General features: G+C 66.5%; 9 protein-coding genes. 5 read left to right on the top strand and 4 right to left on the bottom strand.

The window, feature by feature from the left end:
- Positions 1 to 50: 50 nt before the first annotated feature.
- The gene (locus IM543_06690; protein QOY95539.1) at positions 51 to 848 is read right to left on the bottom strand and encodes a carbon-nitrogen hydrolase family protein; all 798 of its coding nucleotides are present in this window, start codon (positions 846 to 848) and stop codon (positions 51 to 53) included.
- Positions 849 to 854: 6 nt separating this feature from the next.
- Positions 855 to 5,048: a TIGR02099 family protein gene (locus tag IM543_06685; protein QOY95538.1), complete on the bottom strand. Its 4,194-nt coding sequence runs from the start codon at positions 5,046 to 5,048 to the stop codon at positions 855 to 857.
- 163 nt (positions 5,049 to 5,211) lie between these two features.
- Here IM543_06685 and glnE point away from each other — a divergent pair, with 163 nt between their 5' ends.
- From glnE to map, 5 genes are all read left to right on the top strand, one after another.
- A complete protein-coding gene (glnE, locus tag IM543_06680) occupies positions 5,212 to 7,986 on the top strand; it encodes a bifunctional [glutamate--ammonia ligase]-adenylyl-L-tyrosine phosphorylase/[glutamate--ammonia-ligase] adenylyltransferase (protein QOY95537.1) in 2,775 nt (924 codons plus the stop codon).
- Positions 7,987 to 8,149: 163 nt separating this feature from the next.
- Entirely contained in the window at positions 8,150 to 8,611 is a 462-nt protein-coding gene (locus tag IM543_06675) for a hypothetical protein (protein QOY95536.1), read from the top strand.
- Between the two features lie 39 nt (positions 8,612 to 8,650).
- Positions 8,651 to 9,133 (top strand): TonB-dependent receptor, encoded by a 483-nt coding sequence (locus IM543_06670; protein QOY95535.1) that lies wholly within the window; start codon positions 8,651 to 8,653, stop codon positions 9,131 to 9,133.
- 333 nt (positions 9,134 to 9,466) lie between these two features.
- The gene (locus IM543_06665) at positions 9,467 to 12,376 is read left to right on the top strand and encodes a TonB-dependent receptor (GenBank protein QOY95534.1); all 2,910 of its coding nucleotides are present in this window, start codon (positions 9,467 to 9,469) and stop codon (positions 12,374 to 12,376) included.
- 143 nt (positions 12,377 to 12,519) lie between these two features.
- The gene (gene map, locus IM543_06660) at positions 12,520 to 13,284 is read left to right on the top strand and encodes a type I methionyl aminopeptidase (protein ID QOY95533.1); all 765 of its coding nucleotides are present in this window, start codon (positions 12,520 to 12,522) and stop codon (positions 13,282 to 13,284) included.
- 59 nt (positions 13,285 to 13,343) lie between these two features.
- Here the strand turns inward: map and gap are convergent, their stop codons facing one another.
- Positions 13,344 to 14,354, bottom strand: coding sequence for a type I glyceraldehyde-3-phosphate dehydrogenase (gene gap / locus IM543_06655; GenBank protein ID QOY95532.1), 1,011 nt, complete (start codon positions 14,352 to 14,354; stop codon positions 13,344 to 13,346).
- An 84-nt stretch (positions 14,355 to 14,438) separates the two neighbouring features.
- Entirely contained in the window at positions 14,439 to 16,436 is a 1,998-nt protein-coding gene (tkt, locus tag IM543_06650; protein ID QOY95531.1) for a transketolase, read from the bottom strand.
- Between the last annotated feature and the right edge of the window lie 133 nt (positions 16,437 to 16,569).

The following is a 16,569-nucleotide window of genomic DNA, read 5'->3' as shown; positions in this document are numbered from 1 at the left end:
CAACATGAATTCGCGGCATGAATCCGAGTTTTCGCGCCGGCGGGCGGCGCCTACAGCCTGCGGTGCTTCAGCGCCGGCAGGCTCTCGCGCACGCTCGCCAGGAAAGCTTCGTCGAGCGTGCCCGTGACGACGCCCTCGCCTTCGCGCAAGACCGCCTTCACCTCGCCCCAGGGGTCGACCAGCATGCTGTGGCCGAAGGTGCGGCGACCGTTGACGTGGGTACCGCCCTGGGCCGACGCCAGCACGTAGCACTGGTTTTCGATCGCGCGGGCGCGCAGCAGCACTTCCCAATGCGCCAGGCCAGTGGTGTGGGTGAAGGCGGCCGGCACGACGATCAGCGCGCACTCGCCCATCGCACGGAACAGTTCCGGGAAGCGCAGGTCGTAGCACACCGACAGGCCGACACGGCCGAAGGGCGCATCGAACGCGCCCACGGCCTGGCCGGGCACGATGGTGCGTGCCTCGTCATACGACTCGCTGCCCTTGTTGAAGCCGAACAGGTGGATCTTGTCGTAGCGGCTGAGCTTCTCGCCCTGCGGGTCGTAGACCAGGGTGGTGTTGAGCACCTTGCCGGCGTCGTCCGACACCAGCGGCAGGGTGCCGCCCACCAGCCAGATGCCGTGTTCGCGCGCCAGTTGCGCCATGCAGTCCTGGATCGGGCCGGCGCCCTCGCGTTCGGCATGCGCCACCTTGTCGCCGTCGCTCATGCCCATGATCGGCCAGTATTCCGGCAGCGCCACCAGCTGCGCGCCATCGATCGCAGCCTGCGCCACCAGCCGGCGCGCGCTCGCCAGGTTGTCTTCCACCCGCGGGGTGGACACCATCTGCACTGCGGCTACCTTGGTCATGTCCTGTCACTCCTTCTGAGCATTCGGGCGCCTGGCGGCAGGGGCCGGCGGCGGCGCGGGATTGTCGATCTTGATGATGGTCGGGGATTTCCACGGCCCCGAGATCCGCATCTGGTAGGTGAGCGCCTTCATCACCGGCGCCCGCAGGAACAGCTGGGCCAGGTAACTGCCGATGCCGATGATCGGGTTCACCGCCAGGCCGTACACCAGCGGCCCGGTGCCGAGATTGAATTCCGGGATCACCACCACGCGCAGGTCGGTGGTCTCGTTGGCGATGTCGGCGCTGCCGTCCATCAGGATCGTCGCCGCCACCCCGTGCATCTTGAGGTTGTCGGTGCGTAGCACGCCGCGTTGGATCAGGGCGTTGGCGCTGATGCCGTCGAAGGCCAGCCCCTCCGAGAACACGTCGTGGAAGTCGAGCTTGAGCAGGCGCGGCAAAGCCTGCAGGCTCAGCACGCCGAGCAGCTTGGCCGCGCCCGGGTCCTGTTTCAGGAACTGGCCCGACTCCACGTTCATTTCGATCTGGCCGGACAGGCTCGGGATGTCCAGCGCATACGGCAACCCGCTCCAGGAAACATCACCCGACATCTTGCCCTTGCCGCGGCGCAGGGTTTCGGGGAAACCGAGGCGGTCCAGCAGCTTGCCGGCATCGATGATGTCGAGGTTGAAATTCAGGCTGGTGTTGCTGCGTCCATCCTTGGTCAGCCAGCGCCCGTTGGCCTTCAACTGGCCGTCCGGATTGTCGAGGCTGAGCCGGTTGATGCGCCACTCGCGCCCGGCCAGGGCCTGCACGTTACTGGCCTGCAACTCGAGGCGGCCCAGGCGTTTGTTGAACAGCTGGAACTGCTCGGCCACGATATCGAGCGAGGGGATGGTGGCGCTGGCGCCGCGGTTCGATTCCAGCAGGTTCTTCACCTCGGCCTCGCTCGACTCGGGGATCACCAGCGTGGCCAGGCGCGCCGTGACCTTGCCTACCCCCTGGACAGCAGCCTGGCCGCTGCCGGCGCCGCCACCCGATTCCGCCCAGGTCAGGTAGCCGCTCGCATGGCGCGAATGCAGGTTGGCCTGCCAGGTGTCCTTCAGGTGGGTGGCGCCCAGCACCACGTCGGCCAGGCGCCGCTCGCCGATGGTCAGCTCGCCCACGCGGCCGGCGATCACGGTCGGCATCACGTACTGCGTGAAGCCGGCCGCGCTGCCGCCGGCGCCGCCGCCGGTGGCGACCTGATCGCCACCCTCACCCGCAATCGCCCTGGCGGCCGCGATCCAGCCGTCGGCGTTCAGCGCGCGCATGTTTACGTTGATCATCATGCCGCCGTCCGGTTCCGGCGCCGGGACATTCACGCCGATGCCGCCGCGCAGCACGGTCCAGGGCCCGCGCCCCTGCTTTTCGCGCAGGTAGCGCGCCGCCACGCCCTCGCCCAGCGTCATCCGGATCTCGTCGCGCGCCACGCCGTTCACGGTCGGTTCGCCGGCCAGCACGAAGCGTAGCGGCAGGCTGCCCGCCTGCGGCTTGTTGAGCGGGGCCGGCAGCTCCAGCCCGAGGCCGGCCAGGTTCGATTCGAGCGTCACGGTGCGCCGCCCCTCGCGCACCACCACGCTGCCGGTGTAGGGCGTGCTGCCCGACAGGCGCGCCGCCAGCCGCCCCAGCGCCGCCGCCGGCGCGGTGCGGCGCATGCCCTCGCTGGACAGGTTGCCGCCGAGACGGATCGCGATGCCGCCGTCCTTCTGGGTGCCGCCGGACAGCGCCAGCGGTCCGCCGAGGAAGCTGGCGCTGATCCCGTTCAGCGCCACGCCGCGCTCCCAGAAATCGATCCGGCCCTGTGCGCCCTGCAGCGGCGGCAGCTCCGGGAACAGGCTGAGCTCGTTGTCCAGCAATTGCAGGCTGCCCTGTACCTTGGTCTCCGGCAGGTGCGCCAGCGGCATGCGCAGGCGCAGGCCCAGGCGCGCATTGCCGCCGGCCCGGGTCTCGTCGGTGAAGTGGCCGATCCAGTCCGGCACCGGGCTGGCCGCCACATAGCGCAGGAATTCCTGCAGCGGAGCGGCGGCGCTGCCGTCGATCTCGAGCATCATCTTCTCGCGCGCGCCCAGGTCGGGAATCACCGCCTTCACGTTCGACAGCGCCACGCCCATGGTGTTCAAGCGCTCGCCGCGGATCTCCATGCGCGCGCGGTCGAACTCGATGCGGCCGTTGATGTTCTCGGCGAGCGGCCACTGCGGGGTGCCGTCGGCATGGCGGTGGCCCGGCGCATATTCCAGGCGCACATTCTCGAGGCGGCCGCCGGCATGGAACTCGCCGCGCGCACGTTCGAGCACCGCATTGACTCCGCCAGTGGTACGGAAAGGGAAATCGGCCAGGTCGCCGCGCAGGCGCAGGCGGGCGTCGCGCAGGCTGCCGCCCTGCAGCGCCCCGGTCAGCCAGTGCGCCAGGTGCTCGGGCGTGGCCAGCGGCAGGAAGCGCCCGATGTTGCCGATCGCGAAGCCGTCGAGCGTCGCCGTGATGTCGGCGCTGCCCCGGCCCGCCACGCCGCCTTCCGGCAGCAGCGGCAAGCTGTGGCGGCCCGACAGCGCGCCGGTAAGCGCGCCCTGCGCGAAGGCCAGGCGCTCGACCTCCACCAGCAGCTGGCGCCCCGGATCGTAGGTCCAGCGCGCCTTCAGGTCGAGGCGGTCGAGCGGCAGGGCCGGCTCGGCGAACCAGGCCGGCATGTGGAGCACCAGCCCGGTCGAATCGACCGTCACGCTACCGCCGTTCTGGCTGGCGTCGATGCTGCCGCTCAGGTTCTCGAAGCCGGGCGTGGCGGGACGGCCGGGGCGCGCCGGCTGGGCATTGATCGAGAGACCGGCGACCTCGCCGCGCAGGCGGAAACCGCGCAGCGCCGGATAACGCCCTTCCCACTCGGCGGCGACATCGAGCAGGCGGCCACGCGGCGCGTAGTCGAGCAGCATCTGGCGCTGTTGCGGCGGCAGCGGCAGGTAGCCGGCCAGCGCCGCCAGCGCGCCGACGTCGAGCTGGCGTGCGCTCAGCTCGCCCTGCTCGGGTTTGCCCGCGCGCGCCGGCAGCCAGCGCTGCTCGAGCGTGGCCGGCGGCAGCGCGCGGCCGTCGCGGGTGGTCACCGAGAAGTCGGTCAGGCTGACCGTATGGCCGTGGGCGCCGAAGGTCGGCTTGCCCTCGTCCTTACCCGGCAGCACTTCTTCGCGCGCGGCCAGGCGTCCCGATACCCGTGCCAGCTCGAGCGGCGCCAGGGTGGCGCCGAGACGCGCGTTGACCTCGGCCAGCGCCAGGTCGGCGGTGAAGCCCGCCACCCTGGCCTGGTCGACGTTCAGCCAGGCCCGCACCGAACCGCGCCCGCTGGCGATCTGGAAGGGCAAGTCGATGTACTGCTTCCAGCCCACCAGGTCGGCGCCGCGCAGGTCGGCATACAGTTCGCCCTTCCAGCGCTTCAGGTCCGAGGGCCGGGCGCCGAAGCGGTGGCGAAAGCGCGCGCGCACGTCGAGCGGCTGGCCGAGCGCGCGCGGCGGGGTGGCGCGCAGCGCGAAACGGTGCCCTCCGCCGAAGCGGTTGAGCAGCGCCAGGGTGACATCGGTCAGGACCAGGGTCGGGCGGCCGCGCAGTTCGTCGGTCCATGCGACCCGGCCGCCGCGGATCACGATCTCGCGCTGGCGCAGCAGCCAGTCGGCGCCGCGTCCGTCGTCGCGCTGAGTGGGGTCGAGCCGCACGCCGGCCACCGAAATCACGCCGTCCCTGCCGCGCCGCACATCCAGTTGCGGGCCGCTGAGCTCGAGCGCATGCAGGCGCGGCTCGAAGGCCGCCAGGCTCCACCAGGACAGCGCCGCCTCGACCTGCGGCAGCGCCAGCGCCTGGCGCCCTGCGCGGTCGATCAGGCGTACGTCGCCCAGCGTCAGTACCGGATGAATGCCTTGCCAGGAGGTATCCAGGCGCGCGATCGTGACGCGGTTGCCGAGCGCGCGCCCGGCGGCCGCTTCGATGTCGTCTTTATAGAGATCGATATTCGGCAGGATGGCGTAGCGCAGCAGCAGGAACAGCACTGCCAGTGCGAAATACAGCAGCAGCACCAGCTTGATGGCGAAGCCGAGGAAATGGTGCGACGCCAGGTTGGCGTAGCGATAGGCCGCCCGCAGCCGGCGCCAGCGCGCGGCCAAGGGCAGGTGCCCCTCGGCCGCCTGCGGTTCCCGGTTGTCCATCAAGGTGTTCAAAAAGGCTCGCCGTAAAATGATTCTCTAATAACAGATCGCTTGCAACAGTCGCGGCGTCTACCTTACCATCGTGCTGACCTGAGCCAGCACGGCGGGCAATTCTACCGTAGGAATGCCTGCCGGACGGCAAAACGCACACCGGATCGACACCATGACTCTTCCTTCGTTGGCATCCGGTTCGCCGGCCGCCGCTTCTCCTCCAGATTCCGCGTGTCCATCGCGATTCCTGCAACGCTGGCTCGGCGCCGATCCTGCGCGCCAGGCCCGGCTCGACGAGTTAAGCCGATTATCGCTGGCCGACGCCGACCTCGGCGCGTTGCTGGCCCGCGAGCTGGACCCTGGCCTGCCCCTTCCCCTGCCGCTTCCACGAGCGATGCGCCGCCTGCGCAACCTGCTGGTCTGCGCCATCATCCGGCGCGACCTGGACGGCCTGGCCGACCTCGACGAGGTGGTCACGACCATGACCCGCTTCGCCGACTTCGCCATCCAGACCCATGTCGCGGCGCTCAGCGAGGAACTGGTCGCCGCCCACGGCATGCCGACGGGCGAGGAATCCGGACGGCCCCAGCAGCTCATGGTGCTGTCCATGGGCAAGGGCGGCGGCGGCGAACTGAACGTTTCGTCGGACATCGACCTGATCTTCGTCTACCCGGAGGATGGCGAGACCGCAGCCGCCCCCGGCCAGCGCCAGTTGTCCAACCATGAATTCTTCGTGCGCCTCGGCCGCCGCCTGATCGCCGCCATGTCGGAAGTCATCGAGGACGGCTTCACCTTCCGCGTCGACATGGCGCTTCGACCCAACGGCAACTCGGGCCCGCTGGCGGCCAGCCTGAACATGGTCGAGGAATACCTTATTGTGCAGGGACGGGAATGGGAGCGTTATGCCTGGGTCAAGGCGCGCGCGGTCACCGGCGACCCGCAGGACATCGCGGCCCTGGATGCGATCGTGCGCCCTTTCGTGTTCCGGCGCTATCTCGACTTCGGCGTGATCGACGCGATCCGCAACATGCACGCCCAGATCCGGGCCGAGGTCAAGCGCCAGGAACGCTTGCACCCCGAACGCAGCCACAACGTCAAGCTGGGCCGCGGCGGGATCCGCGAGATCGAGTTCCTGGCCCAGGTGTTCCAGCTGATCCGCGGCGGGCGCGATCCGGCGCTGCGCGAGCGCTCGACCCGGGCTACCTTGCGCCTGCTGGCCGAACGCGAGCTGCTGTCCCAGGACACGGTAGCGCGCCTGCTCGATGCCTACTCTTTCCTGCGCAACCTGGAGCACCGCCTGCAATACCTGGATGACGCCCAGACCCACACCCTGCCGGCCAGCGAGGAAGACCGGCTGGCGGTGGCACGCATGATGGGCCTGCCGGACGTGGCGACCCTGCTCGCCCGCCTCGAGGAGCAACGCGCGTTCGTTGCCGCCCAGTTCGACGCCATCTTTGCCGACAAGGCCGAAAGTCCGGCCCCGGAGACGGTCACCCTGGGCGACGACCCGGATAACCGCGAGGCGATCGGCGCCCGCCTGGCGGAACTCGGCTACGACGACCCACCCGGGGCCGCGGCGCGCCTGGTGGCGACCCTGCAGGGTCCGCGCCTGTCCAGCCTGCCCGATGCCAGCCGCGCCAGGCTGCTGGCGCTGGGCGACGCCGCCCTGGCCCAGATCGCGACCGTGGTGCGCGAGGCCGGCGTCGGCAGTTGCGCCGCCACGCTCGGGCGCCTGCTCGACTTTTTCGAGGCGATCGCGCGCCGCTCGGCCTACCTGTCGCTGCTCACCGAATATCCGCACACGCTCGAGCGCGTGATCCGCATGATCAATGCCAGCGGCTGGGCCGCCACCTTCCTGACCCAGCACCCGATCCTGCTCGACGAGCTGCTCGACGACCGCAACGAGGGGGCCGGCAGTCCGGAGCAACTGGCCCAGCTTGCCGCGGAACTGGACGAGCACTTGCAGGCCGCCGCCGGCGACACCGAGCGCCAGCTCGACATCCTGCGCGAAGCCCACCATGCCCAGCTGTTCCGGCTGCTGGCGCTGGACCTGGCCGGCGAGCTCTCGGTCGAGCGCCTGGCCGACCACGTGTCCCTGCTGGCCGACACCATTGTCGGCGCCACCATCCGCCACGCCTGGCGCACGATCGCCAGCCGCCACCGCGAGGAACCGCGCTTCGCCGTCATCGCCTACGGCAAGCTGGGCGGCAAGGAGCTCGGCTACGTCTCCGACCTCGACGTCATCTTCCTGTACGACGACGAGGACGAGATGGCGCCGTCCAACTACGCCAAGCTGGCGCAGCGCTTCATCACCTGGAACACCGCCCACACGGCAGCCGGAATCCTGTTCGACATCGACACCGCGCTGCGCCCGGACGGGGCCAGCGGCATGCTGGTCTCCACCATCGCCGCCTTCGAACGCTACCAGACGACCAGCGCCTGGATCTGGGAGCACCAGGCCCTGACCCGGGCCCGCTTCTGCGCCGGCGACGCCGCCATCGGCGCCCGTTTCGAGGCCATCCGCGAGCAGGTACTGCGCCAGGACCGTAGCCATCGGGAAGCGGAACTGAAGAACGAAGTGCTGGCCATGCGCCGGCGCATGCGCGAGGCCAACGTCAATCGCAGCGAACTCTTCGACCTGAAACAGGACGAAGGCGGAATGATCGACATCGAGTTCATCGTCCAGTACCTGGTGCTGTGCCATGCCGCCATCCATCCGCGGCTGACGATCAACACGGGCAATATCGCCCTCCTGAAGCTGTGCGGCGAGCTCGGCCTGATCGACACCGGCATGGCGGCGGCGGTGGCGGACGCCTATCGCACGATGCGCCGCCTGCAGCACCAGGTGCGTCTGCAGGGACAGGAAAAAGCGCGCGTCGAGCCGCAACTGCTGGGCACGCATCCGGACACGGTCCGGCGCCTCTGGCAAGCCTGTTTCGGCAGCTGATCCACCCATCCCGCCTGCATGCACCGCCCGGTGCATGCCCTCTCTTCCCTTGCATTTCCCCCTGCAGCGCACGACGACCCTGCGCCGGACCATCTATTGACTTTTCGGTCAGAAACTTAACTTCTCGCTGAGCTATGGTGCAGGCAACGAGACCGCCGGCCTGATGTTCGGCGTGTCGCACAGCGAACAGGGCGCGGTCTGGGCGCGCGACCGCGAGATCACCAAATACTCGCGCGGCCCCGACTTCCCGCTCGAAAACCTGATCGGCGGCCCGCGGGGACGTATCCGCCAGGTCAGCGCCAGCGGCGGCCCGACCGGTTTCGACAGGATCCTGAACCACACCGGCGCCCAGGACGGTGACGGCCTCGGCCAGGATTCGCGCAAGCCGGCGAATTACCATGACGTGGCGGCCCTGACCCCGGTGACGGCCGACCTGTTCAACGCCACCAACCAGATGGTATTCGCGATGCCGTCCAAGCTCGACACCATTTTCACCAAGGGCGAGCTGCAACTTCCTTACGACATGCGCCTGGTAAGGACCGCCATGTTTGCGCAGCGCAAGGGGGTGTCGACCACCGCCGCCTACCCACTGTCGCCGACCTCGCAAAGCAAGTATCCGGTCTAGGCCGACAAGGACAGCTACTACAATCCATATGGCAACCAGGTGGCCGGCGCCGGCAAGGGCCAGGACCTGTTCTTCTACCGCCGCACCATCGAGGTGCCGCGTGAAACCACCAACAATAGCCGCACCCTGCACGTCGACGCCACCCTCGAAGGCAGTTTCGAGTTACGCAGCATGCCATGGAACTGGAGCCTGGGTAATTGGAGCGCGACCTGGGGCATGCGTTACCTGAGCCCGGTGCTCGACCAGTGCCTGAACATTCCACGCGGCTGGGAATGCAATGCGCCGCAGACGATCCGTGCCGGCTTCACGTCGGCGGGCGCCAACCGCCTGCCGTCGCTGACCTACCACGACATCAGCGTCGGCTACAAGTTCGCATGGAACGGCGCCCTCCTTGCCGGCGTGAACAACGTGTTCGACAAGGCACCGCGCTTCACCCTGCTCGGCGCATCGTCGGCCACGACGATCGATGCCGATCTGCCGATCGACCGTTTCTTCTACGTGCGCTACACCCAGAACTTCTAAAATAAATCATGTACTGATTACCGGGATCGACGCAATTTAATTGCGCACAAAGCCCGTCCGGCGCGAGCCGGGCGGGATTTTTTCCATTTATTCAAGCCATATGTATCTGTCAATAGTGAAGTCAATTGTGCGAGGTAAATACACAATTTAGCAACATTTCAGGGAGTATTTACGCCAACACCGTTGACAGTGAAGCACGCCGGGTGATCTTATTGCTGACTTGAAAGTAATCCTAGTTAAAGAATTATCTACTTTCAGGTGGTCCAACAGACCTTCCCTGTGGCTGTGCTTCACGACAGCATGGCCGCGTTTTCACCCAAGGAGTTTTGCAACATGATGGAAAAAATCTTGTCCCGGTCGGTCCGCGCGATCTGCCTGGGCGGCATGACCCTCAGCATGACCGCCGCGATCGCCCAGGAAACTTCGCCGGCGCCAGCGCGCGTCGAAGTCACCGGTTCCCGTATTCGCCAGGTTGATCTGGAAACGGCCCAGCCGGTCCAGATCCTGAACCAGGAACAGATCCAGAAAACCGGCCTCGTCACCGTCGGCGACATCCTGAACAACCTGTCGTCGGCCGGCGCGCCTGACTTCAGCCGTTCGGGCTCGCTGACCTCGAACACCGAAGCCGGCGGCCAGTACGTCAGCCTGCGCAACCTGGGTTCGAACCGCCTGCTGGTGCTGGTGGACGGCAAGCGCTGGACCCAGACCGTTGCCGGTTTCACCGACCTGTCGACCATCCCGTCGGCCATGATCGAGCGCATGGAAATCCTGAAGGATGGCGCTTCGTCGATCTACGGTTCGGACGCGATCGCAGGCGTGGTCAACATCATCCTGAAGAAGAACATGGAAGGCGGCCAGCTGTCCGCCTACACCGGCGCCTACGATGAAGGCGACGGCCGCAACAAGGACTTCTCGCTGACCTACGGCGCCGGCAACGACACCGCATCGCTGATGTTCGGCCTGGCGCACACCGAGCAGGGCCGCGTCGACACGCAGACCCGCGACATCACCTCGACCTCCTACGGTCCGGACCACCCGTTCGACGGCCTGGGCACCTCGCCATGGGCCCGTATCCGCCAGCTCACCGCCCCGACCGCAAGCGGCTCGCGCAGCCCGACCGGCTTCAACCGCATCCTGAACCACACCGGTACCTATGACGGCGTGGGCACCGGCGCCAACTCGCGCGACCCGAACAGCTACCACACCTACGCCGGCGCCAACGAGGACAAGTACAACTCGAGCCAGGACATGGACCTGCTCTCGCCGAACAAGCTCGATACCCTGTTCGTCAAGGGCGAGATCGCGCTGCCGAAGGAAATGCGCCTGAAGACCACCGCGATGTACTCGCAGCGTGAGTCGATCCGCCAGATCGCCGGCTACCCGCTGCAATCGGCAAGCCAGGCGAAGTACCCGGTCTACATCGACAAGGACAACTACTTCAACCCGTACGGCAACGCCGTTGCAGGCGCCGGCAATGGCCAGGACCTGTACTTCTACCGCCGCACCATCGAACTGCCGCGCATCACCGAGAACGAGAACCGCACCCTGCACATCGATGCAGCTCTGGAAGGCGACTTCATGTTCCGTGACCTGGCCTGGAACTGGGACGTCGGCTACAACCACAACAAGGTCTCGGGCATCTCGCGCGACAGCGGCAACATCAACCTGATCAACCTGAAGCGCGCCCTGGGCCCGTCGTTCATGAACGCTTCCGGCCAGGTACAGTGCGGCACCTCGGCTTCGCCGATCCCGCTGGCTGACTGCGTGCCGTTCGACATCCTGGGCGGCCCGTCGGCTTCGACCCCGGCAGCGCTGGCTTACGTCAACACCTCGGGCGCCAAGACCTACGGTTCGACCATCAACAGCGCCACCGCCAACCTGGCCGGCGAAGTGTACCAACTGCCAGCCGGCGCCCTGGGCGTCGCGGTCGGCGTCGAGCACCGTGAAGTCAAGGGCTCGGACGTGCCTGACCAGTTCTCGCAGTCGGGCTACTCGACCAACCTGTCGGGCCAGCCGACCTACGGTCGCTACACCGTGCGCGAGGCGTACGCTGAAGTGAACATCCCGGTGTTCAAGGACAAGCCGTTCGCTGAACTGCTGAACCTGAACCTGGCGACCCGCCACTCGGACTACAGCAACTTCGGCGTGACCAACAACAGCAAGGCCAGCTTCATGTACAAGCCGGTCAACGACGTGCTGATCCGCGGTACCTGGGCGGAAGGCTTCCGCGCACCGACCCTGGACGACCTGGCCGGCGGCGGTTCGCAGTCCTTCGACACCTTCCTGGATCCGTGCGACACCCGCTTCGGCGAAGCATCGCGTGATCCGGCAGTGGCGGCACGTTGCGCCAGCGGCTTCGCCGGCGTGCGTGGCACCCCGGCCAACTACCGCCAGCTGCTGCAGGCAGGCACCCCGATCACCAGCACCAACGGCACCCAGTCGCTGGTCGCCTTCAACTCGGGCGCCGGCAACAGCTTCCTGCAGCCGGAAACCGCGGTCACCAAGACCGCCGGCTTCGTCTACAGCCCGTCGTTCCTGCGCGGCTTCACCGTCGGCCTGGACTGGTACAACATCAAGGTCACCAACCGTATCACCGCGATCAGCGCGGAATACGTGGCCAACCAGTGCTTCATCGGTGGCGACGCCAACTTCTGCAGCGTGATCCAGCGTGACCCGATCACCGGCCAGATCAACCAGCTGGCACGCGGCAACGCCAACCTGGGCGAAGTGGAAACCGAAGGCCTGGACCTGGCAGTCAACTACCGCTTCCCACGTACCGCCTACGGCCAGTTCGGCCTGCGCAGCGAAACCTCGTACACCGACAAGTTCCGCACCCGCAGCAGCTCGGACTCGGAATGGAACGAGTACGCCGGCGAGTACTTCTACAACCGCGTGAAGTCGAACAACACCATCGACTGGAACATGGGCAACTGGAGCGCCAGCTGGGGCTTCCGTTACTTCAGCCCGGTGCAGGACCAGTGCTGGGACGTGGACGTCGAGTGCAACCAGCCTGACGCCAAAACCACCTTCGGCACCGGCGCCAACAAGCTGGGCTCGGTCACCATCCATGACCTGAGCGTTGGCTACAAGACCTCGTGGAACGGCCGCATCCTGCTGGGCGTGAACAACGCCTTCGACAAGAAGCCGCGTATCGTTTACAGCACCCAGGCTGATGCTGCATCGGTCGACGTCGACCAGCTGCTGGACCGCTTCATCTACGTCCGCTACAACCAGTCGTTCTAATCCTTCGACATGCGCCGGGTCGGCAACGGCCCGCGCATGAAGTCGGCCCGATGCCCGCCAGGTCCGCCTGGCGGGCATTTTTCATGGGGCACGGGTATCATGAGCCCTTTGCGGCCAGCCCGGCCGCCACATTCAAGAACACGATGGCAATCAAACTCAAGAACGACAAGGACATCGCCAAGATGCGCGTCTCCGGCCGCCTGGCGGCCGAGGTGCTGGCGATGATCAAGGAATACGTCGTGCCCGGCGTCTCCACCGAGGAGCTCGACCGCCGCTGCCACGACTACATCCGCAAGGTGCAAAAGGCGACACCGGCCAATGTCGGCTACCACGGCTTTCCGAAGACCCTGTGCACCTCGGTCAACGGCGTGGTCTGCCATGGCATTCCGAGCGAGAAGGACGTGCTGGAAGAAGGCGACATCGTCAATATCGACGTCACCGTGATCAGGGACGGCTGGCATGGCGACACCAGCCGCATGTACTTCGTCGGCGAGCCTTCCCCCCAGGCCAGGAAGCTGGTGGACACCACTTACCAGGCCATGATGGCGGGCATCCGCAAGGTGGCCCCCGGCGCGCGCCTGGGCGACGTTGGCCATGCGATCCAGAAGCTGGCCGAGGGCGCCGGTTTCTCGGTAGTGCGCGAGTACTGCGGCCACGGCATCGGCCGGGTCTACCACGAAGACCCGCAGGTGCTGCACTACGGCCGCCCGAACACCGGCCTGCTGCTCAAGGAGGGCATGGTGTTCACGGTGGAACCGATGATCAACCTGGGCGGCGCCGACGTCGACCAGCTCGAGGACGGCTGGACCGTGGTCACCGCCGACGGTTCGCTCTCGGCCCAGTGGGAACACATGGTGGCGGTCACGAAGAACGGATTCGAGATCCTGACGCCCTGGCCGGACGCTTGAGCCGACGACGAAAAAAAACCGGCCGAAGCCGGTTTTTTTTCGTGCTGCGCGCTGCCGGATTACTTGGCGTTCATCAGCGCCACGGTGGTGTCCAGCATGCGGTTCGAGAAGCCCCACTCGTTGTCGTACCACGACGAGACCTTCACCAGGCGGCCCGACACCTTGGTGAGCGTGGCGTCGAAGTTCGACGAAGCCGGGTTGTGGTTGAAGTCCACCGAGACCAGCGGGTCGGTATTGTAGGTCAGGATGCCCTTCAATGCGCCTTCCGAGGCCGACTTCATGATCTGGTTGACTTCGTCGACGGTGGTGTCGCGCTTGGCGATGAAGGACAGGTCCACGATCGACACGTTGATGGTCGGCACGCGGATCGCGAAGCCGTCCAGCTTGCCGTTCAGTTCCGGCAGCACCAGGCCGACCGCGGCGGCGGCGCCGGTCTTGGTCGGGATCATCGACTGGGTGGCCGAACGGGCGCGGCGCAGGTCTTCGTGCATCACGTCGGTCAGCACCTGGTCGTTGGTGTAGGCGTGCACGGTGGTCATCAGGCCGGTTTCCAGGCCGATGGCGTCGTGCAGCGGCTTGACCAGCGGGGCCAGGCAGTTGGTGGTGCACGATGCGTTCGAAATGACGGTGTCGGTCGACTTCAGCACGTCCTGGTTGACGCCGAACACGATGGTGGCATCGACGTCCTTGCCGCCCGGGGCCGAGATGATGACCTTCTTGGCGCCGCCCTTCAGGTGGGCCGAGGCTTTTTCCTTGGTGGTGAAGAAGCCGGTGCACTCGAGCACCACGTCCACCTGCAACTCGCCCCATGGGATCTCGGCCGGGTTACGCTGCGCGAACACACGGATCTTGTCGCCGTTGACGATCATGTTGTCGCCTTCGACCGTGACAGTGCCCGGGAACTTGCCGTGCGCGGTGTCGTAGCGGGTCAGGTGGGCGTTCGATTCGGCGTTGCCGAGGTCGTTGATCGCCACGATCTGGATGTCTTGCTTCTTGCCACCTTCGTAGAAGGCGCGCAGGATGTTGCGGCCGATGCGGCCATAACCGTTGATTGCAACTTTGATCGTCATTGCTTAGCTCCTGATTATAGAAAAAAACTTTTTTCGTACCGCAAATGGACAACGGGCCGCCGAGAGGCAGCCCGCTGAAACGCTTTACGCCGCGATGACGCCCTTGGCCTTGGCCACCACGTTCTCGACGGTGAAGCCGAAGTGCTTGAACAGCACCGGCGCCGGCGCCGACTCGCCGAAGCTGTCGATGCCGACCACGGCGCCTTCCAGGCCCACGTACTTGTACCAGAAATCGGTCACGCCGGCTTCGATGGCCACCCGTGGAATGCCGCGCGGGAGCACGCTCGCCTTGTAGCTCGCGTCCTGGCGCTCGAACACGTCGGTCGACGGCATCGAGACCACGCGCGCGGCGATGCCCTCGCCTGCCAGCGCGTCGGCGGCCTTCATGGCCAGCTCGACTTCCGAACCGGTGGCGATCAGCACGACTTTTGCGTCGCCGGCGTCGCGCAGCACGTAGCCGCCCTTGGCCACGTTGGCGACGGTAGCGCCGTCACGCTCCATGAACGGCAGGTTCTGGCGCGAGAAGATCAGGGTCGACGGACCATCCTTGCGCTGCACCGCCGCGCCCCAGGCCACGGCCGACTCGACGGTGTCGCACGGACGCCAGTTGTCCAGGTTCGGGATCAGGCGCAGCGACGAGACGTGCTCGACCGACTGGTGGGTCGGGCCGTCTTCGCCCAGGCCGATCGAATCGTGGGTGAACACGAACAGCGAACGGATCTTCATCAGCGCGGCCATGCGCAGCGCGTTGCGGCTGTAGTCCGAGAAGGTCAGGAAGGTCGCGCCGAACGGGATGAAGCCGCCGTGCAGGGCGACGCCGTTCTGGATCGCGGCCATGCCGAATTCGCGCACGCCGTAGTTGATGTGGTTGCCCGGGATGCCCGAGCGCACCGCCACCGATTCCTTCCAGTTGGTCAGGTTCGAGCCGGTCAGGTCGGCCGAGCCGCCCAGGAATTCCGGCATGCTTGGCGCCAGGGCCTGGATCGCGTTCTGCGAAGCCTTGCGGGTGGCGATGGTTTCCTTCTTTTCCACGCACGAGGCGATCGCGGCATCCAGCACTTCATTGAAGTTGGCCGGCAGCTCGCCCTTCATGCGGCGCTCGAATTCGGCGGCAAGCTCAGGGTGTGCGCCGCGGTATTCGGCGAACTTGGCGTTCCATTCGTTTTCGAACGCGGCGCCGCGCGCTTTCGCGTCCCAGGCTTCGTAGATCTCGCCCGGGATGTCGAACGGGATCGGATCCCACAGCAGGTGCTGGCGCACGGCCGCGATTTCCTTGTCGCCCAGCGGGGCGCCGTGGACCTTGTCGCCGCCTTCCAGGTTCGGGGCGCCCTTGCCGATGATGGTCTTGCAGCAGATCAGGGTCGGACGATCCGACTGTTTCGCCTGCTCGATGGCTGCCGAGACGGCGGCGACGTTGTGGCCGTCGACCTTCGGGATCACGTTCCAGCCGTAGGCCTCGAAACGCTTCTGGGTGTCGTCGGTGAACCAGCCTTCCACGCGGCCGTCGATCGAGATGCCGTTGTCGTCGTACAGCCAGATCAGCTTGTTCAGGCGCAGGGTGCCGGCCAGCGACGCCACTTCGTGCGAGATGCCTTCCATCAGGCAACCGTCGCCCAGGAAGGCGTAGGTGTAGTGGTCGACCACGTCGTAGCCCGGGCGGTTGAATTCATAGCCCAGCAGCCACTCGGCCAGCGCCATGCCGACCGAGTTGGCGATGCCCTGGCCCAGCGGGCCGGTGGTGGTTTCCACGCCCGGGGTGATGCCGACTTCCGGGTGGCCTGCGGTCTTCGAGTGCAGCTGGCGGAAATCGCGCAGGTCGTCCATCGTCAGGTCGTAGCCGGCCAGGTGCAGCATCGCATAGTGCAGCATCGAACCATGGCCGTTCGACAGCAGGAAACGGTCGCGGTTGAACCAGCCCGGATTGGCCGGATTGTGGCGGTAGTGCTTGTCCCACAGCGCGACGCCGATCTCGGCCATGCCCATCGGCATGCCCGGGTGGCCCGAGTTGGCTTTCTGGACGGCGTCCATCGCCAGCGCGCGGATCGCGTTGGCCATCAGGGTGGTGGTTTGCGTAGATTTCATGAAGGTACGAAGGTCTGGATTGGAAAGCGGCGGCGATGCAATGCCCGTAACCCGGTATTTTAGCAGACCACGCTCTACCGGCTGCTGCGGTGCCGAATTAAAATGCAGGCTTGATCATTGTCCAAGAGCGCCG

It is taken from the genome of Massilia sp. UMI-21 (assembly GCA_015277795.1).
Lineage (GTDB): Bacteria > Pseudomonadota > Gammaproteobacteria > Burkholderiales > Burkholderiaceae_D > Telluria.
The sequence above is the reverse complement of the archived record's forward strand: the minus strand, read 5'-3'. Positions and strand labels throughout refer to the sequence as shown.